General features: G+C 69.2%; 26 protein-coding genes and 1 riboswitch. Of the genes, 10 read left to right on the plus strand and 16 right to left on the minus strand.

The window, feature by feature from the left end:
- The first annotated feature begins 34 nt into the window (after positions 1-34).
- Positions 35-1,597, plus strand: a complete 1,563-nt coding sequence (locus OO69_RS23830) for a multicopper oxidase family protein (RefSeq protein WP_033282759.1) — start codon at positions 35-37, stop codon at positions 1,595-1,597.
- 22 nt (positions 1,598-1,619) lie between these two features.
- Here the strand turns inward: OO69_RS23830 and OO69_RS23835 are convergent, their stop codons facing one another.
- From OO69_RS23835 to OO69_RS52545, 3 genes are all read right to left on the minus strand, one after another.
- Positions 1,620-2,783 carry a cysteine desulfurase family protein gene (locus OO69_RS23835; RefSeq protein WP_033282760.1) on the minus strand — a complete coding sequence of 388 codons (1,164 nt, stop codon included), beginning with the start codon at positions 2,781-2,783 and terminating at the stop codon, positions 1,620-1,622.
- 72 nt (positions 2,784-2,855) lie between these two features.
- Positions 2,856-3,149: a hypothetical protein gene (locus tag OO69_RS23840; protein ID WP_033282761.1), complete on the minus strand. Its 294-nt coding sequence runs from the start codon at positions 3,147-3,149 to the stop codon at positions 2,856-2,858.
- Positions 3,150-3,214: 65 nt separating this feature from the next.
- The gene (locus OO69_RS52545) at positions 3,215-3,382 is read right to left on the minus strand and encodes a hypothetical protein (RefSeq protein ID WP_033282762.1); all 168 of its coding nucleotides are present in this window, start codon (positions 3,380-3,382) and stop codon (positions 3,215-3,217) included.
- Positions 3,383-3,532: 150 nt separating this feature from the next.
- On the opposite strand from OO69_RS52545, the gene OO69_RS23850 reads away from it, so the two are divergent.
- A complete protein-coding gene (locus OO69_RS23850; protein WP_033282763.1) occupies positions 3,533-4,156 on the plus strand; it encodes a TetR family transcriptional regulator in 624 nt (207 codons plus the stop codon).
- Between the two features lie 79 nt (positions 4,157-4,235).
- Here OO69_RS23850 and OO69_RS51980 read toward each other — a convergent pair whose 3' ends face one another.
- Both OO69_RS51980 and OO69_RS23860 read right to left on the minus strand, forming a co-directional pair.
- Positions 4,236-4,607: a hypothetical protein gene (locus tag OO69_RS51980; protein ID WP_033282764.1), complete on the minus strand. Its 372-nt coding sequence runs from the start codon at positions 4,605-4,607 to the stop codon at positions 4,236-4,238.
- Positions 4,608-4,747: 140 nt separating this feature from the next.
- The gene (locus OO69_RS23860; protein WP_033282765.1) at positions 4,748-5,725 is read right to left on the minus strand and encodes a helix-turn-helix transcriptional regulator; all 978 of its coding nucleotides are present in this window, start codon (positions 5,723-5,725) and stop codon (positions 4,748-4,750) included.
- A gap of 78 nt (positions 5,726-5,803) precedes the next feature.
- Here OO69_RS23860 and OO69_RS23865 point away from each other — a divergent pair, with 78 nt between their 5' ends.
- Positions 5,804-6,391: a TIGR03086 family metal-binding protein gene (locus OO69_RS23865; RefSeq protein WP_033282766.1), complete on the plus strand. Its 588-nt coding sequence runs from the start codon at positions 5,804-5,806 to the stop codon at positions 6,389-6,391.
- Positions 6,392-6,569: 178 nt separating this feature from the next.
- Here the strand turns inward: OO69_RS23865 and OO69_RS23870 are convergent, their stop codons facing one another.
- The gene (locus OO69_RS23870; RefSeq protein WP_033282767.1) at positions 6,570-7,442 is read right to left on the minus strand and encodes a thioesterase family protein; all 873 of its coding nucleotides are present in this window, start codon (positions 7,440-7,442) and stop codon (positions 6,570-6,572) included.
- Between the two features lie 163 nt (positions 7,443-7,605).
- Between OO69_RS23870 and OO69_RS23875 the strand changes: the two genes are divergently transcribed.
- Entirely contained in the window at positions 7,606-8,844 is a 1,239-nt protein-coding gene (locus OO69_RS23875) for an alpha/beta hydrolase (RefSeq protein ID WP_033282854.1), read from the plus strand.
- Here OO69_RS23875 and OO69_RS50315 read toward each other — a convergent pair.
- From OO69_RS50315 to OO69_RS23925, 10 genes are all read right to left on the minus strand, one after another.
- Positions 8,753-9,409: a trimeric intracellular cation channel family protein gene (locus tag OO69_RS50315; protein ID WP_078652544.1), complete on the minus strand. Its 657-nt coding sequence runs from the start codon at positions 9,407-9,409 to the stop codon at positions 8,753-8,755. The two genes, OO69_RS23875 and OO69_RS50315, sit on opposite strands and share 92 nt — an antisense overlap.
- Positions 9,410-9,455: 46 nt before the next feature.
- The gene (locus OO69_RS23885) at positions 9,456-10,847 is read right to left on the minus strand and encodes a M1 family metallopeptidase (RefSeq protein ID WP_033282769.1); all 1,392 of its coding nucleotides are present in this window, start codon (positions 10,845-10,847) and stop codon (positions 9,456-9,458) included.
- Positions 10,848-10,944: 97 nt separating this feature from the next.
- Entirely contained in the window at positions 10,945-12,339 is a 1,395-nt protein-coding gene (locus OO69_RS23890) for an ABC transporter ATP-binding protein (protein ID WP_033282770.1), read from the minus strand.
- Positions 12,336-13,442 (minus strand): ABC transporter ATP-binding protein, encoded by a 1,107-nt coding sequence (locus OO69_RS23895; protein ID WP_106971101.1) that lies wholly within the window; start codon positions 13,440-13,442, stop codon positions 12,336-12,338. Before OO69_RS23895 ends, OO69_RS23890 begins: the two co-directional genes overlap by 4 nt.
- The gene (locus OO69_RS23900; RefSeq protein ID WP_033282771.1) at positions 13,439-14,446 is read right to left on the minus strand and encodes an ABC transporter permease; all 1,008 of its coding nucleotides are present in this window, start codon (positions 14,444-14,446) and stop codon (positions 13,439-13,441) included. Before OO69_RS23900 ends, OO69_RS23895 begins: the two co-directional genes overlap by 4 nt.
- Positions 14,447-14,521: 75 nt before the next feature.
- Positions 14,522-16,273 carry an ABC transporter substrate-binding protein gene (locus OO69_RS23905; RefSeq protein ID WP_033282772.1) on the minus strand — a complete coding sequence of 584 codons (1,752 nt, stop codon included), beginning with the start codon at positions 16,271-16,273 and terminating at the stop codon, positions 14,522-14,524.
- Between the two features lie 53 nt (positions 16,274-16,326).
- A complete protein-coding gene (locus OO69_RS23910; protein ID WP_033282773.1) occupies positions 16,327-17,325 on the minus strand; it encodes an ABC transporter permease in 999 nt (332 codons plus the stop codon).
- A gap of 343 nt (positions 17,326-17,668) precedes the next feature.
- Entirely contained in the window at positions 17,669-18,457 is a 789-nt protein-coding gene (locus OO69_RS23915; RefSeq protein ID WP_033282774.1) for an enhanced serine sensitivity protein SseB C-terminal domain-containing protein, read from the minus strand.
- Between the two features lie 151 nt (positions 18,458-18,608).
- Positions 18,609-19,394, minus strand: a complete 786-nt coding sequence (locus tag OO69_RS23920; RefSeq protein ID WP_033282775.1) for an enhanced serine sensitivity protein SseB — start codon at positions 19,392-19,394, stop codon at positions 18,609-18,611.
- Between the two features lie 64 nt (positions 19,395-19,458).
- Positions 19,459-20,142: an AAA family ATPase gene (locus OO69_RS23925; RefSeq protein ID WP_033282856.1), complete on the minus strand. Its 684-nt coding sequence runs from the start codon at positions 20,140-20,142 to the stop codon at positions 19,459-19,461.
- A 149-nt stretch (positions 20,143-20,291) separates the two neighbouring features.
- A riboswitch (glycine riboswitch) is annotated at positions 20,292-20,391 on the plus strand.
- Between the two features lie 144 nt (positions 20,392-20,535).
- Between OO69_RS23925 and gcvT the strand changes: the two genes are divergently transcribed.
- The 6 genes from gcvT (at position 20,536) to OO69_RS23955 (ending at position 26,627) form a co-directional block, all read left to right on the plus strand.
- Positions 20,536-21,663 carry a glycine cleavage system aminomethyltransferase GcvT gene (gene gcvT / locus OO69_RS23930; protein ID WP_033282776.1) on the plus strand — a complete coding sequence of 376 codons (1,128 nt, stop codon included), beginning with the start codon at positions 20,536-20,538 and terminating at the stop codon, positions 21,661-21,663.
- A 111-nt stretch (positions 21,664-21,774) separates the two neighbouring features.
- Positions 21,775-22,152, plus strand: coding sequence for a glycine cleavage system protein GcvH (gcvH, locus tag OO69_RS23935; RefSeq protein WP_019058529.1), 378 nt, complete (start codon positions 21,775-21,777; stop codon positions 22,150-22,152).
- 14 nt (positions 22,153-22,166) lie between these two features.
- On the plus strand, positions 22,167-23,426 hold the full coding sequence (gene glyA, locus OO69_RS23940) for a serine hydroxymethyltransferase (RefSeq protein WP_033282777.1): 1,260 nt from the start codon (positions 22,167-22,169) through the stop codon (positions 23,424-23,426).
- Between the two features lie 90 nt (positions 23,427-23,516).
- Positions 23,517-24,884: an L-serine ammonia-lyase gene (locus tag OO69_RS23945; RefSeq protein ID WP_033282778.1), complete on the plus strand. Its 1,368-nt coding sequence runs from the start codon at positions 23,517-23,519 to the stop codon at positions 24,882-24,884.
- A gap of 229 nt (positions 24,885-25,113) precedes the next feature.
- Positions 25,114-25,728 carry a type IV toxin-antitoxin system AbiEi family antitoxin domain-containing protein gene (locus OO69_RS23950; protein ID WP_033282779.1) on the plus strand — a complete coding sequence of 205 codons (615 nt, stop codon included), beginning with the start codon at positions 25,114-25,116 and terminating at the stop codon, positions 25,726-25,728.
- The gene (locus OO69_RS23955) at positions 25,728-26,627 is read left to right on the plus strand and encodes a nucleotidyl transferase AbiEii/AbiGii toxin family protein (protein ID WP_033282780.1); all 900 of its coding nucleotides are present in this window, start codon (positions 25,728-25,730) and stop codon (positions 26,625-26,627) included. The genes OO69_RS23950 and OO69_RS23955 overlap by 1 nt, the downstream gene beginning before the upstream one ends.
- Positions 26,628-26,801: the final 174 nt, after the last annotated feature.

The raw sequence follows: 26,801 nt of genomic DNA on the forward strand, positions 1-26,801 counted from the left end.
CTTTACACAGCCCTTAGGTCAAATCTCTGGCCTCATGACACACACCAGCGAGCCCGCGTCCGATCAGAACAGAGACAACCAGGGCAACCACCGCAAGAACACGGCCGAGAAGCGCGACCACGGCAAGGACACCGCGGCCCGGGGCAAGGGTCTGCACCGGCGCAAGTTCCTCGGCGGCATGGCCGGCACCGGCATCGCGGCGGTCGCGGCGGCCGGCGGCGCCTTCGCCCTGCTGAACGGCGCGGCGAAGAGCAAGGCCTCCGCGGCGGACGCCACCCTCACCATCCCGGACCTCCTCGAGGGCACCACCACCGACGGCGTCACCACGTACACGCTGGAGGCCAAGACCGGCACCCACGAGGTGATCTCGGGCGTCACCAGCAGCACGATGGGCTACAACCAGGACTTCCTGGGCCCGACCCTGAAGTGGACCAACGGCGACGTGGTCCTTCTCAACATCACCAACGACATCGGCGAGGACACGACGGTCCACTTCCACGGCGCCCACGTGCCCGCGAAGATGGACGGCGGCCCGCAGGTCGCCTTCGCGGACGGCACGACCTGGTCCCCCACGTTCACGGTCAAGGACCCCGCCACCACGCTCTGGTACCACCCGCACGCCCTGGGCACCACCGCCAAGCAGGCCGTGCACGGCCTGGCCGGGATGATCATCGTCGAGGACTCCACGGACGCGTCCACCGCGCTGCCCAGCGACTACGGCGTCGACGACGTCCCGCTGATCTTCCAGTCCCTCGCCGTGGACACCGACGGGGACATCAAGTACGACGCGGCCGGCTACCGGCTGAGCACCACCACCTTCCCCCTCCTGCTCAACGGGACCAACGTGGACTCCACCACGCTCGGTTTCACCGCCACCAAGACCCGGACCCGGTTCCGCGCGCTGAACGCCTCGCCGTCCGACATCATCGTGATCCAGCGCAGCGACGGCGGCACCCTCACCCAGATCAGCACCGACCAGGGCTATCTGACCGAGGCCACCGAGGTGACCACGATCCGCCTGGTGGCCGGTGCCCGGGCCGAGTTCGTCATGGACCTCACCGCGGACGCCACCCTCCAGGCCGTGATCACCACCGGCTGGATCCGCGGCGGCAGCGGCACCTACGACGTCCTCGCGGTGACGGCCAGCGGCACCGACACCCCGGCCGACCTGCCCACCCTCAACACCATCGACCGGTACGACACGACCGACTTCACCGCCCGGACGATCACCCTGGGCCAGAGCGGCGCGACCATGCTGATCAACGGGTCGGCGGGCACCACCATGGCCGCGATGGCGATGATCAGCACGACGGTCGGCGCGAAGGAGATCTGGACGATCCAGAACTCCACCCAGCTGGAACACTCGTTCCATCTGCACGACGTGCCCTACCAGCTGATCTCCATCAACGGCGAGGATCCCACCGGGGTCCAGCTCGGCTGGTACGACACCTACGAGGTGGTCGGCGGCGGCTCGATCAAGATCGCCATGGAGTTCACCGACTTCTCCGACGACACCTATATGTACATGCTCCACTGCCATCTCCTGCAGCACGAGGACGAGGGCATGATGGCCTCCCTCATGGTGACGGAGAGTTAAGCGGGACGCCGAGGAGCAGCCCTCAGGTCAGCCCGGCGGCGCGAGCACGCTCCACCGCCGGGCCGATCGCCTTCGCGACCGCCTCCACATCGGCCTCCGTGGAGGTGTGGCCGAGGGAGAAGCGCAGGGTGCCGCGGGCCAGGTCCGGATCGGTGCCGGTGGCGAGGAGGACGTGGCTGGGCTGGGCGACGCCCGCCGTGCAGGCCGATCCGGTGGAGCACTCGATGCCCTGGGCGTCCAGCAGGAGCAGCAGGGAGTCGCCCTCGCAGCCGGGGAACGTGAAGTGCGCGTTGGCCGGGAGGCGGTCCACCGGGTCGCCGCCGAGGATCGCGTCCGGGACCGCCGTACGGACGGCGGAGACCAACTCGTCGCGCAGGGCGCCGATCTCGCGGGCGAACCACTCGCGCTGTTCGGCGGCCAGCCGGCCCGCGACCGCGAAGGAGGCGATCGCGGGGACGTCGAGGGTGCCGGAGCGGACATGGCGTTCCTGGCCGCCGCCGTGCAGGACGGGTACGGGGGTGTACTCGCGGCCCAGCAGCAGGGCGCCGATGCCGTACGGGCCGCCGATCTTGTGCCCGGAGACGGTGGCCGCGGCGAGTCCTGAGGCGGCGAAGTCGACGGGGATCTGACCGAAGGCCTGCACCGCGTCGGCGTGCAGCGGGATGCCGAACTCCCCCGCCACATCGGCGAGTTCGCGCACCGGCAGGACCGTGCCGATCTCGTTGTTGGCCCACATCACGGTCGCCAGGGCGACGTCGTCGGGGTTGCGGGCGATCGCCTCGCGCAGCACCTCGGGGCGGACCCGGCCGTAGGAGTCGACCGGGAGGTACTCGACGGTGGCGCCCTCGTGCTCGCCCAGCCAGTGGACGGCGTCCAGGACGGCGTGGTGCTCGACGGGGCTGGCCAGTACCCGGGTGCGGGCCGGGTCGGCGTCGCGGCGGGACCAGTACAGGCCCTTCACCGCGAGGTTGTCGGCCTCGGTGCCGCCGGAGGTGAACACGACCTCGCTGGGGCGGGCGCCGAGCGCTTCGGCGAGGGTCTCCCGGGCCTCTTCGACCGTGCGGCGGGCCTTGCGGCCGGAAGCGTGGAGGGAGGAGGCGTTGCCCGTGATGCTCAGGTGGGCCGTCATCGCCTCGACTGCCTCGGGAAGCATCGGGGTGGTCGCGGCGTGGTCGAGGTATGCCATGGTGACGCCGATTCTACGGGCCCCGGTGCGCACCCCGGAGGGGCGGGCGCCCGACGGGATCCGGCCGGTCCCCTAGAAGCTCCAGGAGACCGTGCTGTCCAGCTGCATGAAGGCCACGAGGACCAGCAGATCGGCGATGCCGAGTCCCAGGCCGAGGAAGGCCCGGCCGCGGCGGCCGGTGCCGCGCCACAGCGCCACGCCGGCCAGGGCGATGGCGATCGGGCCGAGGAAGACGTTGAGCACGAGCAGACCGACGAGGCCGAGGATGAAGGACGCGACGGCCATGCCGTCGGCGTCACGACGGCCGGTGGGCTTGACGTGCGGGTTTTCGGTGGTGCTGCTGTGTGCCGGTGCGGTGAGTTGCATGGCGGTTCGGCTCCCGAGGATCGGGTGGATGGTGGGTCGGGCGGTCGACTGGCAGCCGCGGATGGTCAGTTGGCGGTCGTACGGCTGCGGCGGCCGTGCCGCTCGCGGAGCGCGAAGATGCCCAGCCAGACGGTGATGACGGTGGCGGCGACAGCGGTGAAGGCGAGCGGCGCGTGGGCCACGGTGCCCACCACGACGCCGAACAGCAGGAGCGCTACGACGAGGAACAGCATGGGATGAATCCCCCTCCGAGTCGGCCGGGACGTCCGGGACGGCTCTCGTTACGTTTCGGTGAACGGTTGTAGTAACACTTGTTCACTGAACTTGAGTCTAGCGCGTCCGGCGACTTTCCAATTACGGAGAACAGTTGTTAACTGGATGACATGAGTCACACCCTCGGCATCCGGCAGGCACAGAAGCAGAAGACCCGACAGGCGTTGCTGGACGCCGCGTTGGGGCTGCTGGAGGAGCAGAGCCTGAGCAGTCTCGGCCTGCGCGAGGTCACCCGGGCCGTGGGCGTCGCCCCGACCGCCTTCTACCGGCACTTCCGCTCCACGGCCGACCTCGGGGTCGCGCTCGTCGAGGAGGCGCTGGGCAGTCTGCACCCGATGATCCGGCAGACGGTGGCCCCGGCGGACAGCGGCCAACGCATCACGCGGGCCGTCGAGTTGATCGCCCATCACGTGGACACGTATCCGGCGCACGTCCGCTTCATCGCGCGCGAGCGGCACGGCGGGGTGCAGCCGGTGCGGGAGGCCATCCGGGACCAACTCGCCCGGTTCGCCGAGGAGGTGAAGGCCGAGCTCGCCAAGGACCCCGAGTCGCGGGGCTGGCGCGACGACGACCTGCTGATGCTGGCCCACCTCTACGTCGACCAGATGCTCATCACGGCCTCGCTCTTCCTGGAGGCGCTGGAGGCACCGGCCGAGGAGCGCGAGCGGGTGGCCCAACTCGCCCAGCAGCAAATGCGGTTGATCAGCGTGGGGCGGCGGCACTGGCTCGGCTGACCACCACGCACGCGGGACATACGACAGGGGCGGCACGCCCGGTGTACGAGCGTGCCGCCCCTGTCGTGCGGGGCCGCGGTCAGCCCTGCTGCGGGGCCCCGCTCATCTGGCCGCCGCCCGGGCCACCGCCGCACCCGCCGCCGGGGCCGCCGCCCTGGCCGCCCTGCCCGCCGCCCCCGCCGGGGCCGCCGGTCGGCATGCCGGAGGCGTTGCCGGTCGGCTGGCCCGTCGGCTTGCCCGAGGCCGCGGCACCCGTGGGCGCGCCGGAGGGGGCGCCGCTGGGCCGTGCCGTGGCGTTGCCGGTGGGCATGCCGGAGGCGGAACAGGACTGTGTGGAACCGGAGTTGCCGCTGCCGGAGGACGACGACGAGTCGCTCGAACCGCAGGCCGCCAGGGCCAGGGGCGAGAGCGCCAGCAGGGCCACTGCGGGGAGGAGACGCGCACGCTTCATGAGAAACAGCTCCAAAAACGATGAGGATGTCTTGTGACGGGAACTCAACCAACGCCGCTTAAGCCTTCGTTGTCGGAGCCCTGTCCCCACCCTGTGCGCGAAGTAAAGGGCAGCCCAAGAGACCGCTCTGACCTGCTACTTCACTCTCGGCCCGCACCTACTCGCTGGTACAGCTCCGTGACAGAAGCGGCCGCCGCGGCCACCTCCGCGCGTACCTCCGGCGGTGATACGACCTCCAACGCGTCGGCGAACTGGAGCAGTTGGCGTGCCTCACGGACGACTCCGTAGGACAGCCGGACCGTCACCCACTCCTTCTCGCCCTCGTCCTCGGGGAGTTCGGCGAGCGAGGAGGCGTTGAGGCGCAGGAACATGTCGAGGCGGGAGCGGCGGACGCGGACGGTGACGTCGAGTCCGCCGGGGCGTTCCTCGACCTGGCGGCGCAACTCCTCCCAGGCGTCGGCGAGTTCGACGCCCGGGCGGCGCTTCACGGGGTCGGGGAGGAGGGTGGCCGAGTGGACGCGGTCGGCGCGGAAGAGGCGGGGGCGCGCTCGACGGTCGGCGACGAGGTACCAGACACCGGCCTTGGAGACGAGACCGTACGGGTCGACGGTGTAGGTGCTCGGCTCCTTCGCCCCGCTGTGCCGATAGCGCAGCCGAAGCCGCCGGTCGGCGAAGACCGCGTCCTGCAACACGTCCAGATCCACGGCGGGTTGAGGCCCGCCCTTCCACCGCGTGGCGTCGACGAGGATGCGCCGCGAGGTCACTTCGGCGGCCGGCCGGTACGGCGCCGGCAGCGCGGCCATCACCTTGCGCAGCGCGGAACCGAGCGCGGCGTCGAGGCCGAGGGCGGCGTGGGCGCCCTGCGCGGCCAGGATGAACAGGGCGCGCGACTCGTCGGCGGTCAGTCCCGTCACGTCCGTACGGAACCCGGCGAGCAGCTCGATCCCACCGTGCCGCCCGCGCTCCGCGTACACCGGCACCCCGGAGGCGGACAACGCCTCGACGTCGCGGTAGATGGTCCGCACCGACACCTCGAGCCGGTCGGCGAGTTCGTGCGCGGGAACGCGCCCCCGGGTCTGCAGAAGCAACAGGATCGAGAGCAGTCGGTCGGCCTTCACGCCCCCAGGATCCGCCTCCCGGAAACCCCGCGCAAATGTTGACGGAAACTGTCAGGTTATGGATCCACCATCACTGCCATGAACCCCAACGCGAACGACCCCCGCCCCCTGTACACCCGAGCCACCGAGCAGGCCGCCGCCCTGATCAGGACGGTACGCCCGGACCAGCTCTCCTCCCCCACCCCCTGCCCGGAGTTCGACGTACGCACCCTCCTGAGCCACCTCACCGGCGGCACCCACCGCATCGCGACGATCGGCGAGGGCGGCGACGGCATGGCCGTACACCCCTTCGTCCACGGCATCGACGACAAGGGCTGGCCGACGGCCTACGACGAGGCCCGCACCCGGGTCCGCGCCGCCTGGGCGGACGACACCCGCCTGGACGCCCTGGTCCAGGTCCCCTGGGGCGAGGCCCCGGGCCGCGTCGCCCTCTCCGGCTACGTCATGGAGAACGTCACCCACGTCTGGGACCTCTCGGAGTCCCTGGGCCACCCCGTCCAACTCGACCCGGAACTGGCCGAGTTCGCCCTCGCCATCGCCCGCCGGGTCCTGCCGGACGAGGAACGGGACGCGGACACGCCCTTCGACACGGCACAGCCGGCGCCCGAAGGAGCTGACGCCTACGGGCAGTTGGCGGCTTGGCTGGGCCGGAAGCCGCTCGGCTGAGTCCGGCGCGGGCGATGTGCCGGCGGCCGCAGGCCGACGGCCGCGGATCGAGTACGGCGCCACGGAGATCGCGGTCCGCACCTGAAACCCCGCCGGTCCCTCTGCACCTCGACCGAACCGACACCCGAAGAAGCCCTCCCCCAAAGGGAGTTGGCGCCCCCGTCGAACCGCACGCCCCTCAGCCCAGCCTCGCCCGTGCCAACTGCCGTGACTGCGCGACGAGTCGGTCCGCGCTGTCCCAGATCTCCGCGTCCTCCTCCAGGAAGCCGCCGGCCAGGTTGCGGGTGGTGATGGAGACGCGGAGGGGGCCCGGGGCCGGGCGGGCTCGGACGTGGACGGTGAGTTCCACCGTGGGGACCCAGCCCTTCAGGCCGATCTCGAAGGCCGTGGGAGGGAGGGCGTCCACCGCGAGGAGAAGGGACAGCGGGTCGGCGTCGCGGCCGTCCGCCAGGCCGAACCAGGAGCGCATCTCACCCTTGCCGGAGGGGGCGCCCAGGGCCCAGCCGAGGGTGGACGGGTCGAGCTTGAGCATCAGGCGGTCGGCGATCGCCGAGCTGCCGGGGACCGGGGCCGGGGCGTCCTGCGGGCCGAAGCACTGGTCCATGGGCGGGAACACCGGCGGGCGTGCCGTCGTGCGGACGTCGTCCGGGAGGGTGTCCAGGTTGCCGTAGGAGGCCAGGACTCGGATGCGCTCGATCTCCCCGCCCTCTTCGTCGTACTGGAAGAGGGACGCCTGGCCGGTGGACAGCGTGCGGCCGGTGCGGACCGTGTCCGTGCGGATGACCGCCGGGCCCGGCTGGGACGCCGTCAGGTAGTGCGCGGAGATCGTGAACGGGTCGCTGTGCGGGAGCGCGTCCGCCAGGGCTCGGCCGAGGACGGCGAGGAGGTAGCCGCCGTTGACCGCGCTGATGATCGTCCAGCCGGCCGAGAGGTCGATGTCGTAGACGCCCGGGGCGCGGCGCGTGACCGCCGTGTCGCGGTCGAACTCACTGTCGCCGATCGTGGCCGGTGCGGCCCGCGTGGGTGCCGGGGCGGGTGCTGCTTCTCGCATGGATGAACCGTACAACATGACATTACTAAGCGGTAGCTTTGTTGTTGCGGGCATATGAAAACACCAGCCGGTTGTCCGCCGACCGGGTGAGGAACCGGCAATTTCTTGGTAAGTGTCCGAACTCGTCCGTGACCCGCGGCCCGTGATCCCCCTCTTTGGGGACATGAGCCTCACCGGGACCTCGTTCCTCTACACCGCAGTCGTGCTGACGATCGTCGCCCTCATACTGCCGCTCGTGCTGTGGTCGCGGATGCGCGGCCCCAAGGCCGTTCGCGTGGCGGCACGGGCCCTGATGCTGCTGTTCGCCCAGGCGACGGCCGTCACCCTGGTGTTCGTCATGGTGAACAACCAGAACAACCTCTACGACAACTGGGCCGACCTCCTCGGCACCGGCAACCACGTCCAGCAGGCCGCCAACCTCGGCAAGAACGGCACCGGGAACATCTCGCTGAAACGGTTGCCCAAGGTGAAGCAGGACTTCTCTCCCGCCGAGGGCCCGGGCATGCGCGCGGCCGGCGGGGTCGAGGTCACCCAGCTCAAGGGCCAGGTCTCCGGTGTCAACGCCGAGGTGTACGTGTGGCTGCCGCCGCAGTACAAGGAGCCCGCCTACCGGCACCACAAGTTCCCGGTGGTCGAACTGCTGCCGGGCTATCCCGGTTCGGCGAAGGCCTGGTTCGGGTCGCTGCACGCGAACGAGCAGCTGATGCCGCTGATGAAGAGCGGCCGGGTCGCGCCCTTCATCCTGGTCGCCCCGCGCACCAACCTGCTGGCCGGCGTCGACACGGGCTGCGCCAACATCACCGGCACGGTCAACGCCGACACCTGGCTGAGCGTCGACGTACCGAAGATGGTCATGGACAACTTCCGCGCGGAGCCCGCCCCTTCGGGCTGGGCGGTGGCCGGCTACTCGGCCGGCGCGCACTGCGCGGTCAAGCTCGCCGTCGCCCACCCGGACCGCTACCGCGCGGCCGTGGGCATGTCCGGCTACAACGACCCGATCGGCGAACGCAATTCACTCGCCGCGGCCAGCCCGGCCCTGCGCGCCGCGAACAACCCGTACCTGCTGCTGAAGGCGAAGAAGACCCCGCCGCCGATCGCGCTGTACATCTCCGGCGAGTCCGGCGACGGCTACCAGGCGGGCACCGCCCTGGCGTCCGTCGCCGAGGCTCCGACGACCGTGCACGTGGTGTTCCTGCCGCGCAGCGACGGCGGTCACACGATGGCGCTGTGGCGGCCGCAGGTGAAGGCGGTCTTCCGCTGGCTGACCCTGGAGATGGGCAAGAACCACCCGCACGCGAAGACCGGATCGGCTACTCCTCACGGACGGTCGACCTCCGGTTCCACGCACGCGGAGCTCGCCAGTGGAACCGCATCGCGAGCAGGCGCAACACGAAAGCGGTGACGACCGCGAGCCCGCTGGTGAACGGGCCCAGCACGTCGTAGCGGATGCAGACGGCGACCATGGTGGCGCCGACGATGGCGGGGACCGCGTACAGGTCGCGGTCCCAACGGAGCAGGGAGGGAGTCTCGTTGGCCAGGACGTCCCGCAGCACACCGCCGCCGACGGCGGACCCGAGACCGAGGGCCACCGAGGCGGTCAGGCCGAGCCCGTAGTCGTACGCCTTCACGGTGCCGGTGACGCAGAACAGGCCGAGGCCGGCCGCGTCGAAGACGTTGACGCCGGCCTGGATGCGCTCCACGTGCGGATGGAGGAAGAACACGAGGAGCGCGGCGAAGAGCGGGGTGCTGAAGTAGCCCAGGTCCGTGAAGGCGGCCGGGGGTACGGCCCCGATGATGAGGTCCCGGAAGACCCCCCCGCCCAGCGCGGTGACCTCGGCGAGCACGGCGATGCCGAACACGTCGAAGTTCTTGCGGACGGCCAGCAGCGCGCCGGAGATGGCGAACACGAAGATGCCGACGAGGTCGAGCGTGTGCTGGACGGAGGGACTGAACAGTTGCTGAAGCACCCCACATTCTTACCTACAGAAGGGTGCCTCCCTTTCAAAGCAAGGGTTACAGGGTCGGTTTCCCTGGCGTGAACAGCCAGGTCTGGAACAGGTCGTCGAGCTGTTGCCCGCTGATCTTCTCGGCAAGCTTGATGAACCCGGCCGTGTCGCCGTTGCCGTAGCGGTGGAGCTTGGTCCACGCGGGGAGCAGCTTGAAGAACGCGGTGTCGCCGATGCGTTCGCGGAGCATCTGGAGGGTCATCGCGCCGCGCTGGTAGACGGCCGAGGCGAACATGGTGTCCCGCTGCGGGTCCGCCACGACGGTCTGCCAGAAGGCGTTGTCGGCGGGGCGGGAGTTGTAGCCGGCCAGGAACGAGTCGTGCGCGGTGCGGGTGCCCTGGTGCTCGGCCCACAGCCACTGGGCGTAGGTCGCGAAGCCCTCGTTGAGCCAGATGTCCTTCCAGTGCGCGACCGACACGGAGTCGCCGAACCACTGGTGGGCCAGCTCGTGCACGATCGTCGTCTCGTTGCGCACGGCCGAGTAGGCGGGCTTGCTCTGCACCTCCAGCGAGAACCCGGCCTCCGGCATGTCGTCGACGATCGCGCCGGTCTCCTCGAAGGGGTACGGCCCGAAGAGCTGCGACCAGTAGTCGGTGGCGGCGGCCGTCACGGCGTACACGTCGACGCTGTTGCTGTTGGCGAGGACGGGGTCGATGGCGACGTAGATCGGGATGCCGCCTGGGGTCTTGCCGGTCTTGACGTCGAACTTCCCGATGGTGGCGGTCGCGAGATAGGTCGCCATGGGCTTGCTCTCGCGCCAGTGGGTGTACGTCGAGTCGCCCTTGCTGTACGTCGAGACGAGCCGGCCGTTGGAGACTCCGGTGAGGCCCTTGGGGGCCTTGATGCGGATGTCGTAGGTGGCCTTGTCGGAGGGGTGGTCGCTGGACGGGAACCAGGTGGAGGCGGCGTTGGGTTCGCAGGCGACGAAGACTCCGTCGGGGGTCTTCATCCAGCCGTAGTCGGAGCCGAACACGATGGGCCCGTTGAGGGGTTCGGGGACACCGCCGTAGGTGACGGCGACCGTGAAGTCCCTGCCCTTGCGGAGGAAGTCCCGCGGGGTGATGCGCAGTTCGTCGCCGGTGCGGGTGAACTGGGCCCGTCTTCCGTTCACTTGGACCTGCGTGACCTCCAGCTTCTGGAGGTCCAGGTCGAAGGAGGAGAGGTTCTGGGTGGCGCGTGCCGTGAGTGTCGTACGGCCGTCGAGGCGGTCGGTGTCCGGGTTGTAGGCGACATCGAGGGCGTAGTGCCGGGCGTCGAAGCCGCCGTTGCCCAGTTGCGGGAAGTAGGGGTCACCGATGCCGTCGGCGCCGGGGGTGGGGGCGGAGGAAGCGGCGATGACAAGAAAAGAGGCCGCCGCTGTCGCGAGGGCCCCCAGACGTGCCGAACGGGAGAGTGCCATGAGTCGTCCCTTCGGGTGCGTTTCCGATCAGACGGACGCGCTCGACTCTGCACTCTCCCGTTTCGCCATGAACATGACTTTACCAACTCGTCATGTGCTACTTGGCAGTTGACTCCTGATCGCCGGATTCCGCTTCGGGAGAAGCGGGGGCCGGGGCCTCGGGGGTCTCCTCGGAGGTGGCCGGGGCTTCGGCGGCGGGCGCCTCCGCAGCGGCTTCCTCCGTGTCGGCCACGGATTCGGCGGCAGCCGGCTCCGCGACGACAGGCGCCGTCGGCTCCGCCGGCTTCTCGGTCGCGGCGGGCGCAGCCACCTCCGCCGCCTCGGTCACAGCCGCGACCTCGGCTTCCGGTTCGGGCTCCGCCGACTTCTCCAGGACCGCCGCGCCCACCAGCTCCACCGCTTCCTTCGCGGCGCTCAGCAGGACCGTGTCCTGCGGGGCCTGGTCCGCGAAGTTCTCCGGGTGGTGGCAGGCGACCTGCTGGCCGGGCCGGAGCTCGATCAGCTGGGGCTCCGCCGTCCGGCAGATCTCCGTGGCCTTCCAGCAGCGCGTGTGGAAACGGCAGCCGCTGGGCGGGGAGATCGGCGAGGGGACGTCGCCCTTGAGCAGGATGCGCTCGCTCTTGGCGCCCCGGCGCTTGGGGTCCGGCACCGGCACGGCCGACATCAGGGCCTTGGTGTACGGGTGCATCGGCGACTCGTACAGCTTGGTGCTGTCGGCGAGTTCGACGATCTTGCCGAGGTACATCACCGCGACGCGGTCCGAGACATGGCGGACGACGGAGAGGTCGTGCGCGATGATCACGTACGTCAGGCCGAGCTCCGTCTGGAGGTCGTCCATGAGGTTGACGACCTGCGCCTGGATCGACACGTCGAGCGCCGAGACCGGCTCGTCCGCCACCACGAGCTTGGGCTTGAGGGCGAGCGCGCGGGCGATGCCGATGCGCTGGCGCTGGCCGCCGGAGAACTCGTGCGGGTAGCGGTTGAAGTGCTCGGGGCTCAGACCCACCAGCTCCAGCAGGCGCTGGACCTCCTTGCGCACCCCGCCCTCGGGCTCCACGCCCTGGAGCCGGAACGGCGCCGAGACGATCGAGCCGATGGTGTGCCGGGGGTTCAGGGAGCCGTACGGGTCCTGGAAGATCATCTGGATGTCCCGGCGCAGCGGACGCATGCCCGCCGCGTTCAGGGTCGTGATGTCCTGGCCCTCGAAGTGGATCGAGCCGCCCGTCGGGTCCTGGAGCCGGGTGATGACCCGGCCCATGGTCGACTTGCCGCAGCCCGACTCGCCGACGACGCCCAGGGTCTCGCCCTTGCGCACCTCGAAGTCGATGCCGTCGACGGCCTTCACCGCGGCGACCTGGCGCTGCAGGATCCCCTTCTTGATGGGGAAGTGCTTCTTCAGGCCCTCGACCTTGAGCAGCACCTCACGGTCCCCCGAGGAGGCCGCCTGCTCCGGTACGACCGCGGTGGCGGCCTGTTTGTTCGTATCGCTCACAGCTTCGGCGCAATCTCTTCGGTCCAGATCCGCGTACGGTCCTCAGCCGGGAGGTGACAGGCGGACCAGTGCCCGCCGGGAACCAGCTCCAGCTCGGGGCGCACGGTTCGCGTGACGTCGCCCTTGGGGATGTCCGCGTACGGGCAGCGCGGGTGGAAGGCGCAGCCCGAGGGGACGTTGATGAGGCTCGGCGGCTGGCCCTTGACCGGGATGAGCCGCTCCGAGGTCTCCCGGTCGATGCGCGGCATCGAGCCCAACAGGCCCCAGGTGTACGGGTGTTGCGGCTTCTCGAAGATCTCGTCGACGGGACCGCGCTCCACGCACCGGCCGCCGTACATGACCAGGACGTCGTCGGCGATCTCGGCGACGACACCGAGGTCGTGGGTGATCAGGACGACCGCGGAGCCGAACTCCTTCTGCAGATCCCGGATGAGGTCGAGGATCTGCGCCTGGACGGTGACGTCCAGGGCGGTCGTCGGCTCGTCCGCGATGAGCAGTTCGGGGTTGTTGACCAGGGCCATCGCGATCATCGCGCGCTGCCGCATACCGCCGGAGAACTCGTGCGGGTAGCCGTCGACGCGCTTGGCCGGCTCGGGGATGCCGACCCGGTCGAGCATCTCGATCGCGCGGGTGCGGGCGACCTTCTTGCTGACGTCGTTGTGCACCCGGTACGCCTCGACGATCTGGTCGCCGATCTTGTAGTACGGGTGCATCGCGGACAGCGGGTCCTGGAAGATCATGGACATCTGCTGACCGCGGAGCTTGCGCACGTCGTCCGGCGAGGCGTTGACCAGCTCCTGGCCGTCGAGCCAGATCTCGCCGGTCATCCGCACGTTCTTGCCGCGCGGGCCGAGCCGGTGCAGACCCATGATCGCCAGCGAGGTGACGGACTTGCCGGAGCCCGACTCGCCCACGATGGAGAGGGTCTTGCCCTTCTCCAGCGAGAAGCTGAGCCCGTCGACCGACTTGACCACGCCGTCGTCGGTCGGGAAGTGCACCTTGAGGTCGCGGACCTCCAGGAACGAACTCGGGGCTTTGCCGGGCGAGTTGACGGGCTCGCCCACTGCGGCGCCAGTCGCAGACAGGGGATCAAGGTCGGTCACGAGAGCCTCACCCGCGGGTCGGCGGCGGCGTACAACAGGTCCACCAGGAGATTTGCGATCACTACGAAGAACGCTGCGAGCAGGGTCACGCCGAGGATCGGGGGCAGGTCGTTGCTCTCGATCGACTGCACCGCGTACTGGCCGATGCCGTGCAGGGAGAACACCGACTCGGTGATCAGAGCGCCGCCGAGCAGCAGACCGAGGTCCATGCCGAAGACGGTGATGATCGGCGTCAGGGCGGCCCGCAGACCGTGCTTGACGACGACGTTGCGTTCCCGCAGGCCCTTGGCGCGGGCCGTGCGGATGAAGTCCTCGTTCATCGTCTCCAGCATGCCCGAGCGGGTGAGCCGCGCGTAGATGGCGGAGTAGAGGAGCGCGAGCGAACACCACGCCGGGAAGAGGGTGTTGGCCCACTGCGCCGGGTTCTCGGTGAACGGGACGTAGGTGCGGCCGAAGATCGGCCACTGGTACGTGAAGAGCAGGATGGCCAGGTTGCCCGTGAAGAACATGGGCAGCGAGACACCCGCGAGCGCCACGCCCATGAAGGCGCGGTCGAAGAACGACCGCGGCTTGAGCGCGGAGATCACACCGACCGTGACACCGGACAGCAGCCAGAGCACGGCGGCGCCGGAGGCCAGCGAGATGGTGACCGGAAGGCGGGAGGTGAGCTGCGGCCAGACCTCGACGTGGTCCTTGAAGGAGTAGCCGAAGCAGGGCGCGTCGCAGTGCACCGTGGTGGGGCCGAGGTTGTAGGTGGCGCCCGCCACGATCCCCTTGATGAAGTGCCAGTACTGCAGGTAAAGGGGCTGGTCCAGACCGAGGTTGTGCTTGACCGCGGCGATGTCCGCCGCGGACGGGCTCTTCCCGATGTACTGCTGGGCCAGCTGGTCCGCGGTCTGGCCGGCGAGCCGTGGCAGCAGGAAGAAGATGCCGAAGGTGACCGCGGAGACGACCAGCAGCAGGATCACCGCTGCGACCGTCCGACGGAGAATGTACGAGATCACGGGGATCGGCGCTGGTGCCCGCGGGCCGCAAAGCCCGCGGGCACCAATGCCTTCACCTGCCTTCCGGGGCTACGACTACTTCGTGGTGCCGATGTTGAGGTAGTCGTACTGGCCGCTGAAGGCCGCCGTCGACACCAGGTTGCTGTAGTTCGCCGGACGGGCCAGCAGAACCTTGAAGTAGGTCAGCGGAACGAGGGCCGCATCGCTCATGGTCTGCTTGTCGATCTGGGCGTACATGCTGTTGCGGGTCGCGACGTCCTCGGTGCCGATGGCCTTGGCGAGGAGGTTGTTGACCGTCTTGTTGTTGTACTGCGACAGGTTGGTGTTACCCGAGGCACCGATCGCCTCACCGTTCAGGATCTGCTGCTCGAAGCCGTAGCCGGAGGGCCAGTCGGCACCCCACTGCATCATGATCAGGCCGATGTTCTGCTGCTCGGTGAACTTCGGGACACCCGCGTAGTCGGTGAAGTACTTGCCCGACGGGTACTGCTTCAGGCTGGCGTTGATGCCGACGGCCTTCAGCGAGTTGATGATCGCGGTGGCCGCGGAGATCTCCTGCGGACGGTCGCTGCGGGCCGACAGGTTCGTCGAGATCGACGTCTTGCCGCAGGCCTTCAGCTGCTCCTTGGCCTTGGCGACGTCACCCTTGTTGCCGGTGGTGGCGTACTGGTCGGTCTTCTCGTAGCCGGTGATGTCCGGCGGCAGGACGGTGGTGGCGATCTCACCGCGGATCGGGCCGCCCTCGGCGGTCTGCACGGAGACCTTGTCGATGGCGTACTCGACGGCCTTGCGGCAGGCCACGTTGTCGAACGGCTTCACCTTGGTGTTGATCGCCATGTAGACGAGACGGCCACCGAAGGTGTTGTCCGTGCCGGCCTTCTTGTCGGCCGAGGTCAGCAGCTGCGCCTGGGTCGCGGCCTGGACACCCGTACCGCCCATGTCGATCGCGTTGCCCGCGAGGACGTCCTTGTCGATCGTGTCGGCGTTGACCTTCAGGTTCACGACGATCTTGTCCGGGTACTGCTTGCGCAGCGGGTCCGTCGCCGCGTTCCAGTTCTTGTTGCGCACGAGGACGGCCTGCTTGCCGTCCTGGTAGCTCTGGAACTGGTACGAGCCGGAGGACACGATGTTCTTGACGTAGTCGACGCCGGTGTCCTTCGCCTGCGGCACCGGAGCCGTCTGCGGCGCCGCGACCAGGTAGTCGAACTCCTGGAAGGCCGTGTTCAGGTGGAAGACGATCGTGGTGTCGTCGGGCGTCGCGATGGACTTGAGGCCCTCGGCGCTCTTGTCCTTGTACGGGCCCTTGTAGTCCTTGCCGCCGACCAGGAACTGCTGGAAGTAGTTCGGGCCGAGGGAGAGCACGTCACGCGCGAAGTTCGAACGCTCCACGGCGTACTTGACGTCCTTGGACGTGATCGCCGTGCCGTCCTGGTACTTCAGGCCCGAACGCAGCTTGTACGTCCAGGTCTTGCCGCCGTCGCTGGAGACACCCTTGCTCGCGGCGAGGTCCGGGACCAGGGTGTTCCCCTTGGAACCGGGGCCGGGCTCGAACGTCATCAGCGGACGGGCGTACAGCCGGCTGAAGTTGTACATGTACGCGTAGTACGTGTTGCCCGGGTCGAACGAGTCCGGAACGTCGGACAGTTCGTAGGTGACCGTCCCGCCCTTGTGGGTAGAGGCGTTGACGACGTCCTTGGTCGCTGCGTTGGCCCCAGCCGCCTTGGTACCACCGTTGTCACTCTTACTGTCATCGGCCTTGCTGCAACCTGCCATGAGCAGTGTCGCGGAGCCGATGGCCGCAACTGCGGCCAGCGCTGACCTTCGCATGATGGTCTGCTTCCTCCATTGTCGGAAACTTGATGGACTCTCGGGTGCGGGCCCTAGCGGCTGCGGGGGTCGAGAGCGTCGCGGAGACCGTCGCCCAGCAGGTTGAACGCCAGGACGGTCACGAAGATGGCGAGGCCGGGCACGATCATGTACGCGGGGTCGACCTCGTAATAGGTGACCGCGTCCCGCAGCATGCCGCCCCAGGATGCCTGCGGGGGCTGGATACCGACCCCGAGGAAGCTGAGGGACGCCTCGAAGAGGATGTTCGTCGGGATGAGCAGCGTCGAGTAGACGATGATCGGGCCGACCAGGTTGGGCAGCAGCTCCCGGAAGAGGATGTACGGCGCCTTGGCGCCCATGCCCCGGGAGGCGTCCACGAACTCGCGCTCGCGCAGGGCGAGGGTCTGGCCGCGGACGATCCGGCCCAGGTAGGGCCAGTTGAAGAAGCCGATGACGAAGATCAGCACGCTCAGGTGCAGCGGCAGGCCGTTGAGGCCGAAGGCACCGCCCTGCAGGGTCGCCGAGATGGCGATCGCGAAGAGCAGCAGGGGGAAGGCGAGGAAGGTGTCCATCAGACGGCTGATGATCGAGTCGACCCGGCCGCCGTAGTACCCGGCGACGACGCCGAGGATCGTGCCGATCACGTTCGACAGGATCGTGGCGCCGAAGGCGACCACCAGGGACACCCAGGAGCCCTCGAGGATGCGGGTGGCGACGTCCCGGCCGAACTGCGGGTCCACGCCGAGCGGGTGGTCCCAGCTCATGCCGCCCCAACCGCCCTTGGGCAGCGAGGTGTTGGCGTCGATCAGGTTCTGGTGGAAGGCGTCGGGATCCAGCCCGAACACCGACTGGATCGGACGGGAGAGTGCCGCGACCAGGATCAGCAGGACGACGATGACGCCGCCGGCGACGGCGACTCTGTCCTTCTTGAACCGGGTCCAGGCGATCTGTCCAAGGGAACGGCCCTCGATCTGCCCCTTCTCGGCGCCGGCCAGCACAGCCTCCGGCTGCGCCCCGGCTTCCGCCCCCGTGGTCTCGATCGGTGCGGTCACTGTGACCCGACCCCTCTCGCCGGTGGTTACCGGCTTACGCCTGCCGCGGATTAGCGGCTTTGTCGACTTGCAGTGGACATGGGTCCCTGGACCCTGTGTCTGAGTCGCGAGTCTTCAGCGTGGCTGCGATCACCCGCCAGGTCTGACGGCGAAAGTATGCGCAACCGTGATGCTTAACTAGGGATTCCGTTATCCGAACAGTGGGTAACGCACCCCGGACGCCGGACACTTGGGACAGAACAGAGATTCGGCGTCTTTCGGGGCACCACACCGCCGTCTACGCGCGAAGAAATGTGTCGTAGACGTAAATCCTGCGGAGAAGCTGGGAAGAGGACTCGCGGGTTCAGTATCCACCACGGACGGGTGGGTATCCGTACCCGCCCGCCTGAGCGGGTGCCGCGTGGGCCTCACGGTCGTAGAACGGGCGGGCGTTCGCCCGCAGCCAGAGCGCGACCGGGTCGTACTCGTCGGACATCGCCACGGTCGACACCGGCAGTCCGTCGGGGACCGCGCCGATCGACTGCTGCATCATGCCGCGCACCGAGTCGACGGCGGGCGGGCTGGTGTCGTAGACGTCCAGACCGATCGCGAGATACGGCGCTCCGAGCGCGGGCTGGACCCAGGCGCGGCGCAGGGCGCGGACCGCCGGGGTGCGGTGGGCGTTCTGTGTGAGCAGGGCGTAGAACTGCGGGACCTCGATGCCCGGTTCCGACAGGCGCAGGGGCCCTGCGGGCTGGCGTTCCAGGCCGGTGGCGATGCGGCGGAGGTCGAGCCAGGGGATGCCGACGCCGCCGCCCGGCGCGTGCGGGTTGAGCCAGAGGCCGAAGTGGTCGGGGTAGAGGGTGCGGGCCACGTCGAGGCCGTCGACCACCTCGTAGGAGCGGTTCCAGCCGCTCGCCGACAGTTCCTGGGCGGAGGTGACGCAGGGGGCGTAGCCGTACTTGTCGACCTGCATGTTTCCGTACTGGGCGTCCGGGGAGCCTGACTGGCCGTGCCACAGGAGCATCCAGATCTGACCGGAGTGGGGGGTCGCGAGGGCGCGCAGGAGCGCCTCGTAGGCGTCGTAGCGCCCGGGCGTCACCTGGCGCAGCATGTGCTCGACCTGGCCGGTCGCTGTGCCGCTGGCGCTCACGTGTACCGCCCCTTCTGGTAGTTGGCCTGCGTTGGGAAACAGCTTAAGCGCCCGAGGGGTGGGGGCCTTGTGTGCGTTGGCGAGTGCGGGTCGAGTGTGGCTGGTCGCGCCGTTCCCCGCGCCCCTGGGGAGTTGGCCCTTGGGCCGACTTCTAGTGACCCTGTGTATAGAAGGGGCGCACTGTCTGGCGCATCCAGTCCGCCACCGGGTCCTGGGTCACGTCCAGGAGGACCAGGTTGACCTGCCACTGGACCGTTACCTGGCCCAGGGCTCGGGCGAGCGCTTCCATCGGGGCCGCTCTCAAGTCGCCGTCCCAGTTGGTCAGTTCTACGCCTACGAACATCACGGGGGCGGCTGTTTCGATCGAAGCCAGGCAGCGGCGGGCCGAGCCGACCACGCCGATCGCGGCGAACTCGGCGGAGGCGGCGGCGAGGAAGTCGACAGGGTCGTCCTGCCAGTCGGGTTCGAAGAGGCGGACGCGGCCGCCGCTGGTGGGGCCGTCGAGGGCGGTGCGGCCGATGCGGCACAGCTCGGCCACCGCGAGCGGCGGGAGCGGGACGCCGACCATGCCGCCCGGGTTCACCGCGATGCCGACCTGCGGCGGCAGCCCGCGGGCGAACTCCACCGCCGGCGCGATGGTGAACGACAGATGCGAGCCGACGACCTGGCGGAACTGCTCCTCGGAGCTGAAGACCGGGACGTACGCCTGCCCCTCGATGTCCAGCGTCGGCAGGTCCAGGGGGCCGCTCTGCGGGCCGCCGCCGCTGGGGAGCGGGACCCAGACGAAGCTGCGGCCGAGCACCTCGACGATCCGGCCGCCTGCCGAGGGCATGCCGAGGGACACCGAGAGCACCTCCTCCAGCTCGTTGCCCGGCCATCCGCCGTGCGGATGCGGGTGGGGGTACGCCTGACCGGGGAAGTCCGCCGGGAAGTCCATCTACCTACCGCCTGCTGGTGAAACCGCCTGCTGTAACCCTGCTGTGGCTGAAAAGGCTAGCGGCTCAGTCCGCGAAGTCGATCCGGCGCAGCACGTCCGCCGCGTCCCGGTCCAGGAGGACCGCCGAGCCGACACCGTGCGGCAGTTCGCCGCGCTCCACCGCGCGCAACAGGCGCGCGGCGGCCCGACGGTGGCGCAGGAACGCGTACCGCGAGACCCCGCGCCCTCGCTCGCGCTGCCCGCCGAGCGCGGTGTCCGGGCTGACGTCGAGGAACACCAGGTGCAGCGCCCCGCCCCGGCGCCCGGCCGCCCGGGCCAGCCAGCCGCGCACCCAGGTCTGCGTACCGCAGTCGTGCACGACGGCTCCGGACGCGGAGCGCAGGGCTCGGTGCAGTCCGGCGTAGTGGGCGAGGCGGACCAGGGGGCGGTAGGTCGCGTAGGGCAGGACTCCGGACATGCGCGCGTCCCAGCGGTCCCGGGTGTCCTGGCTGTCGACGCGGACCCCGTTGCCCCCCGCCACCGCGCGCCGCATCAGCGTGGACTTGCCGCTGCCGGGCAGGCCGGTGACCACGACCAGGTCGCGGGGGCCGAAGCGGAGTCCGTGCGGGCTGTGCCCCGCGCGCTCGCGGAGGTCGCGGACGACCGGTGCCGGGCGGGCCTGGCATGCCTCTCTGGCCGGGGCCGAGGGCTGCTTGGGCAGCGCTACGGCCGAGGTCGTGGCGTACACCGTGGTCCTTGTCACCGTGATCGTCCTCCCTGCGGGGTCAGGAAAGGTTCTCCCCACTGAACGTAAAGAGAAGGTAATGCACGGTGTCTCGCGGTTCGGTTCGCGTCCAGCCACAGGCCTGTTACAAAGCCTGTGCGATGATGTGCCCGCCTAACTGCATACCGGCCGCTTGAATCCGCGCGGGAGAGTTCCCAGTCGTACGTCGCCTGGGGCGCCGAAGGAGCAAGTCCCTCCCTTGAATCTCTCAGGCCCCGTTACCGCGCGGGCGAGGCACATCTGAAAAGCGGACCGCCGGCGACGGTGGTCCCACCCAAGGTGCAACCCATGTCCCGCGCGCGGTCATGGCGAACCTCTCAGGTCCCGATGACAGATGGGGAGGAACGACCTCGCCGTCATGCCTTGGGAGACCGACCGATGAGCAGTACCGCCACCCCTGAGACGCGCCGCACCGCGCTGGACGCGCTGCACCGCTCGCTCGGTGCGACGATGACCGACTTCGCCGGCTGGGACATGCCGCTGCGCTACGGCTCGGAGCGCGACGAGCACCTCGCCGTCCGCACGAAGGCCGGCCTCTTCGACCTCTCCCACATGGGCGAGATCACCGTCACCGGACCGCAGGCCGCCCAGCTCCTCAACTACGCCCTCGTCGGCAACATCGCCTCCGTGGGCCTCGGCCGCGCCCGCTACACCATGATCTGCCGGGCCGACGGCGGCATCCTGGACGACCTGATCGTCTACCGGCTCGCGGACACCGAGTACATGGTGGTGGCCAACGCCTCCAACGCGCAGGTGGTGTTGGACGCGCTCACCGAGCGGGCCGCGGGCTTCGACGCGGTCGTCCGCGACGACCGTGACGCGTACGCCCTGCTCGCCGTGCAGGGCCCCGAGTCCCCCGGCATCCTCAAGTCGCTCACCGACGCCGACCTCGACGGCCTGAAGTACTACGCCGGTCTGCCGGGCACGGTCGCGGGCGTCCCCGCGCTGATCGCCCGCACCGGGTACACCGGCGAGGACGGCTTCGAGCTGTTCGTGTCCCCCGGTGACGCGGAGAAGCTGTGGCTGGCGCTGACCGAGGCCGGGGCGCAGGTCGGGCTGATCCCGTGCGGGCTGTCCTGCCGGGACACCCTGCGCCTGGAGGCCGGGATGCCGCTGTACGGCCATGAGTTGACGACGTCGCTGACGCCCTTCGACGCCGGGCTCGGCCGGGTCGTGAAGTTCGAGAAGGACGGCGACTTCGTCGGGCGCGGCGCCCTGGAGGCAGCCGCCGAGCGCGCCGCCTCGCAGCCCCCGCGCGTCCTCGTCGGGCTCGTCGCCGAGGGCCGCCGGGTCCCGCGCGCCGGGTACCCCGTCGTCGCCGACGGCCAGGTCATCGGCGAGGTCACCTCCGGCGCCCCCTCCCCCACGCTGGGCAAGCCCATCGCCATGGCCTACGTCGATGCCGCGCACTCGGCGCCGGGCACGACCGGTGTCGGCGTGGACATCCGGGGCAGCCACGAGCCGTACGAGGTCGTGGCGCTGCCCTTCTACAAGCGCGAGAAGTGACAGTCGTCGTAGCGTCACGTCTGTGACCCGGGGCGGATCGCCCCTGCCTGTCGATGTCCTTCGTAGTCCCCCATTCATCAGCACTCCCCCGCGTACAGGAGAATTCAGGCCATGAGCAACCCCCAGCAGCTGCGCTACAGCAAGGAGCACGAGTGGCTGTCGGTCGCCGAGGACGGCGTCTCGACGGTCGGCATCACCGAGTTCGCGGCCAACGCGCTCGGCGATGTCGTCTACGCCCAGCTCCCCGACGTCGGCTCCACGGTGACCGCGGGCGAGTCCTGCGGTGAGCTGGAGTCGACGAAGTCGGTGTCCGACCTGTACTCGCCCGTCGGCGGCGAGGTCACCGAGATCAACGAGGACGTCGTGAACGACCCGTCGCTGGTGAACTCGGCGCCCTTCGAGGGCGGTTGGCTCTTCAAGGTGCGTGTCGCGGAGGAGCCGGGCGACCTGCTCTCCGCCGACGAGTACACCGCGTTTTCCGCCGGCTGAGGAGTCGTAGAAACATGTCCGTCCTGAACACGCCCCTGCACGAGCTCGACCCGGACATCGCCGCGGCCGTCGACGCCGAGCTGCGCCGGCAGCAGTCCACGCTGGAGATGATCGCCTCGGAGAACTTCGCTCCGGTCGCGGTCATGGAGGCGCAGGGCTCGGTCCTCACCAACAAGTACGCGGAGGGGTACCCGGGCCGTCGTTACTACGGCGGCTGCGAGTACGTCGACGTGGCCGAGCAGATCGCGATCGACCGGGTCAAGGAGCTGTTCGGCGCCGAGTACGCGAACGTGCAGCCGCACTCGGGCGCCTCCGCGAACCAGGCCGCCCTGTTCGCGCTGGCCAAGCCCGGCGACACGATCCTCGGCCTGGACCTGGCGCACGGGGGTCACCTGACCCACGGAATGCGGCTGAACTTCTCCGGCAAGCAGTTCGACGTGGTCGCCTACCACGTGGACCCGACGACCGGTCTGGTCGACATGGCCGAGCTGGAGAAGCTCGCCAAGGAGCACCGCCCGAAGGTCATCATCGCGGGCTGGTCGGCGTACCCGCGCCAGCTGGACTTCGCCGAGTTCCGCCGGATCGCGGACGAGGTCGAGGCCTACCTGTGGGTCGACATGGCGCACTTCGCGGGCCTGGTCGCGGCGGGGCTGCACCCGAACCCCGTGCCGTACGCGGATGTCGTCACGTCCACGACCCACAAGACGCTGGGCGGCCCGCGCGGCGGGATCATCCTGGCGAAGAAGGAGTTCGCGAAGAAGCTGAACTCCTCCGTCTTCCCCGGCTTCCAGGGCGGTCCGCTGGAGCATGTGATCGCGGCCAAGGCGGTCTCCTTCAAGGTCGCCGCGAGCGAGGACTTCAAGGAGCGGCAGCGACGTACCGTGGAGGGGGCGCGGCTGCTGGCCGAGCGTCTCGTCCGGGACGACGTGAAGGCCGTAGGCGTCGATGTCCTGTCCGGTGGTACGGACGTGCACCTTGTCCTGGTCGACCTGCGGAACTCCGAGCTGGACGGCCAGCAGGCCGAGGACCGGCTCCACGAGGTCGGCATCACGGTCAACCGCAACGCCGTCCCGAACGACCCGCGGCCCCCGATGGTGACGTCCGGCCTGCGCATCGGCACCCCGGCGCTGGCGACCCGCGGCTTCACGGCCGAGGACTTCGCCGAGGTCGCCGACGTCATCGCGGAGACGCTGAAGCCGTCGTACGACGTGGAGGGCCTCAAGGCCCGCGTGACCGCGCTGGCGGAGAAGTACCCGCTGTATCCCGGGCTGTAGCCCTGAGGGGACACCGGCGCACACTGGAAGGTGCGCGCCGGTGTCCTACCCCTGCACCACCCCGCACGTCTTGCGTTCTGAGGAGTCACCGTGGCCATCTCGGTCTTCGACCTGTTCTCGATCGGCATCGGCCCGTCCAGCTCCCACACGGTCGGCCCGATGCGGGCGGCCCGCATGTTCGCGCGCCGGCTGCGCAACGAGGAGCTGCTGGACTCCGTCGCCTCCGTCCGCACCGAGCTGTACGGCTCCCTCGGCGCGACCGGCCACGGCCACGGCACCCCGAAGGCGGTGCTGCTCGGCCTGGAGGGCGAGTCGCCGCGCACGGTGGACGTGGAGGGCGCGGACGAACGGGTCGAGCAGATCAGGGAGTCGGGCCGCATCCGCCTCCTCGGCGAGCACGAGATCCCCTTCTCCTACGACAACGACCTGAAGCTGCACCGCCGGAAAACCCTGCCGTACCACGCGAACGGCATGACGCTGTGGGCGTACGACGAGGCAGGCACCGAGCTGTTGTCGAAGACGTACTACTCGGTGGGCGGCGGTTTCGTCGTCGACGAGGAAGCGGTGGGCGCCGACCGGATCAAGCTGGACGACACGGTCCTCAAGTACCCGTTCCGCACGGGCGACGAGCTGCTGCGCCTCACCCAGGAGACGGGCCTGTCGATCTCGGCCCTGATGCTGGAGAACGAGCGCGCCTGGCGCACGGAGGAGGAGATCCGGGCCGGGCTGCTGGAGATCTGGCGCGTGATGCAGGCGTGCGTGTCGCGGGGCATGTCGCGGGAGGGCATCCTGCCGGGCGGCCTCCGGGTCCGCCGCAGGGCGGCCATGTCGGCACGCCAACTCCGGGCGGAGGGCGACCCGTTGGCCCACGCGATGGAGTGGATCACGCTCTACGCGATGGCCGTGAACGAGGAGAACGCGGCGGGCGGCCGCGTGGTGACGGCCCCGACGAACGGCGCCGCCGGCATCATCCCGGCGGTCCTGCACTACTACATCAACTTCGTGCCCGGCGCCGACGAGGAGGGCGTGGTCCGCTTCATGCTCTCGGCCGGCGCCATCGGCATGCTCTTCAAGGAGAACGCCTCCATCTCCGGCGCCGAGGTCGGCTGCCAGGGCGAGGTCGGCTCGGCGTGCTCGATGGCGGCGGGCGCGCTGGCCGAGGTCCTCGGCGGTTCCCCGGAACAGGTCGAGAACGCGGCCGAGATCGGCATGGAACACAACCTCGGCCTCACCTGCGACCCCGTCGGCGGCCTCGTCCAGATCCCCTGCATCGAACGCAACGGCATGGCGGCGGTGAAGGCGGTGACCGCCGCGCGGATGGCGATGCGGGGGGACGGGTCGCACAAGGTGTCCCTCGACAAGGTCATCAAGACGATGAAGGAGACGGGGGCGGATATGAGCGTGAAGTACAAGGAGACGGCCCGGGGTGGGCTGGCTGTGAACATCATCGAGTGCTGAGGGCGTAGGCCCTGACCAGCGCGTTCGCGTCTTTCAGCACTGTCAGGGCCTTCCGTGATCACGCGACGGAAAGTCCCTGGAAACTCCCTGGGTTGTCCCACGGGACAGACACCTGACCTGGGGAATCACAACACCCTCAATTACTGCTTCGCTTCGCACAGGCCGCCGACAACCGCGAGAATGTATCAAATCGATCCCCTAAGACCACCACAGGGGTACCATTCGATACATGAGTGCTGCGGAGACCTCACGCCTGGAGCAGCGGCTGACCGGCCTCGCCCCCACGTTCACGACGGCACAGGCACGTCAGGCCCTGCTTTCCCCCCGTGATCTGGCGTCCTTGGTCGCGGCGGGAGAGATAGACGAACTGTCCCGGGGTGTCTACCGACGGGCAGACGCACCAGAGACAGCGCACGCCGATCTGCTGGCCGTGTGCGCGCGGGCTCCGCGTGCCGTGGTGTGCGGTGAGTCCGCCCTGGCCCTGCATGAACTCATCGACGACATCCCTACAGCGGTACACATCGCCGTGCCGCGCGGTACACGCCGCCCCACGATCTCCTACCCGCCCACCGTAGTGGCGCAGTACGCCCAGACGACCTTCGCCCTCGGCGTCGAACGATTCGAAGCAGCCCCAGGAGAAACCATCCCCGTGTACAGCGCCGCCCGCAGCGTCGTCGACGCAATGCGCCACCGCAGCCGCATCGGCGAGACCCTCGCCCTGTCCGCGCTCGGCCGCTATCTGCGCCAGGGCGGACGCCGAAACGTCGGCGAACTCCAGGACATCGCGCGCGAGTTGGGCGCTCTCTCCGTCATCCGCCCTGCCGTTGAGGCGGTGCTCGCCTGATGGCCAACCCCACGCGTGACACCACCGCCGGCCGCGTCTACAACGACCTGCGCAACCTGGCCCGACGCACCAGCCGGTCAACAGACGAGATCATGGTCGAGTACGTCCTCGAACGCTTCCTCTACCGCCTGGCCACATCGCCCCTCGGCCGCGAACACTTCGTCCTCAAGGGTGGCCTGCTCCTCGCCCAGTTCGGCGCACGCCGGATGACCCGCGACATCGACATCCTCGGCCGCTCGTTCCCAGGCACCGAAACCGAAATCGTCCACAGGATCGCGGCCATCGCCGCCACCGAGATCGACGACGGAGTCGTATTCGATCCCGCGACACTCAAGACCGTGCCCATCCGCGAGGAGGACGAGTACCACGGCCTGCGCCTGTCGATGGCCGCGTCCATCGCCCGGGCCCGGCTCAAGCTCCAATTGGACGTCAGTTTTGGTGACCCCGTCACCCCTGGACCTCAGACCATCAACTACCCACAGCACCTCACCGCGGAAAGCTTCCAACTCTTCGGCTACCCGCTCGCTACCGTCATCGCCGAGAAACTCTCCACCGCCGTCTCACTCGGCGATCTCAACACCCGCGACCGCGACTACGGCGACCTCTACCGCCTGCTGACGCTCAACGACCTCGACGGCCAGGAACTCACCACCGCACTGAACGCCACAGCCGCACACCGCGGCATCACCCTGAAACCCCTCAGCACCGCCATCAGCGACCTCGGCGAACGTCGCCAGACCTCGTACACCGCCTGGCGCCGTCGGCAAGGTCCCGCGGCAACCGGCTACCCCGAACGCTTCACCGACGTCGTCCGACGGGTCACCGGCTTCGCGGACACACTTCTCAACGGCGAGGCTCTCACTCTCACTTGGAGTTCGGCGACCCTCACGTGGTCATGAACCATACCCGGCCGACCGGCCAAACCTTCGGGGCGAACCCGGGAACTACGCATTGCGAGGGCCTGCACGATCGTGACGGTCGCTGACCCGTGATCGCGCTCGATCCGCTTTTCCCTCGTCAGGGAATCAGCGCGCCGGGGCGTGATAAATGCTGTGGCGCGCGCCGGAGGTACT

The organism is Streptomyces sp. NRRL F-525, assembly GCF_000716605.1.
GTDB lineage: Bacteria > Actinomycetota > Actinomycetes > Streptomycetales > Streptomycetaceae > Streptomyces.

Bases quoted from the DNA above. Each gene is read 5' to 3' on its own strand.
- OO69_RS23905 (WP_033282772.1), bottom strand. From the start codon at position 16,273: ATGCGAAGGTCAGCGCTGGCCGCAGTTGCGGCCATCGGCTCCGCGACA.
- glyA (WP_033282777.1), top strand. From the start codon at position 22,167: ATGTCCGTCCTGAACACGCCCCTGCACGAGCTCGACCCGGACATCGCC.
- OO69_RS23875 (WP_033282854.1), top strand. From the start codon at position 7,606: ATGAGCCTCACCGGGACCTCGTTCCTCTACACCGCAGTCGTGCTGACG.
- OO69_RS23830 (WP_033282759.1), top strand. From the start codon at position 35: ATGACACACACCAGCGAGCCCGCGTCCGATCAGAACAGAGACAACCAG.
- gcvT (WP_033282776.1), top strand. From the start codon at position 20,536: ATGAGCAGTACCGCCACCCCTGAGACGCGCCGCACCGCGCTGGACGCG.
- OO69_RS52545 (WP_033282762.1), bottom strand. From the start codon at position 3,382: ATGCTGTTCCTCGTCGTAGCGCTCCTGCTGTTCGGCGTCGTGGTGGGC.
- OO69_RS23885 (WP_033282769.1), bottom strand. From the start codon at position 10,847: ATGGCACTCTCCCGTTCGGCACGTCTGGGGGCCCTCGCGACAGCGGCG.
- OO69_RS23955 (WP_033282780.1), top strand. From the start codon at position 25,728: ATGGCCAACCCCACGCGTGACACCACCGCCGGCCGCGTCTACAACGAC.
- OO69_RS23920 (WP_033282775.1), bottom strand. From the start codon at position 19,394: ATGGACTTCCCGGCGGACTTCCCCGGTCAGGCGTACCCCCACCCGCAT.
- OO69_RS23840 (WP_033282761.1), bottom strand. From the start codon at position 3,149: ATGCAACTCACCGCACCGGCACACAGCAGCACCACCGAAAACCCGCAC.
- gcvH (WP_019058529.1), top strand. From the start codon at position 21,775: ATGAGCAACCCCCAGCAGCTGCGCTACAGCAAGGAGCACGAGTGGCTG.
- OO69_RS51980 (WP_033282764.1), bottom strand. From the start codon at position 4,607: ATGAAGCGTGCGCGTCTCCTCCCCGCAGTGGCCCTGCTGGCGCTCTCG.
- OO69_RS23865 (WP_033282766.1), top strand. From the start codon at position 5,804: ATGAACCCCAACGCGAACGACCCCCGCCCCCTGTACACCCGAGCCACC.
- OO69_RS23850 (WP_033282763.1), top strand. From the start codon at position 3,533: ATGAGTCACACCCTCGGCATCCGGCAGGCACAGAAGCAGAAGACCCGA.
- OO69_RS23950 (WP_033282779.1), top strand. From the start codon at position 25,114: ATGAGTGCTGCGGAGACCTCACGCCTGGAGCAGCGGCTGACCGGCCTC.
- OO69_RS23870 (WP_033282767.1), bottom strand. From the start codon at position 7,442: ATGCGAGAAGCAGCACCCGCCCCGGCACCCACGCGGGCCGCACCGGCC.
- OO69_RS23835 (WP_033282760.1), bottom strand. From the start codon at position 2,783: ATGGCATACCTCGACCACGCCGCGACCACCCCGATGCTTCCCGAGGCA.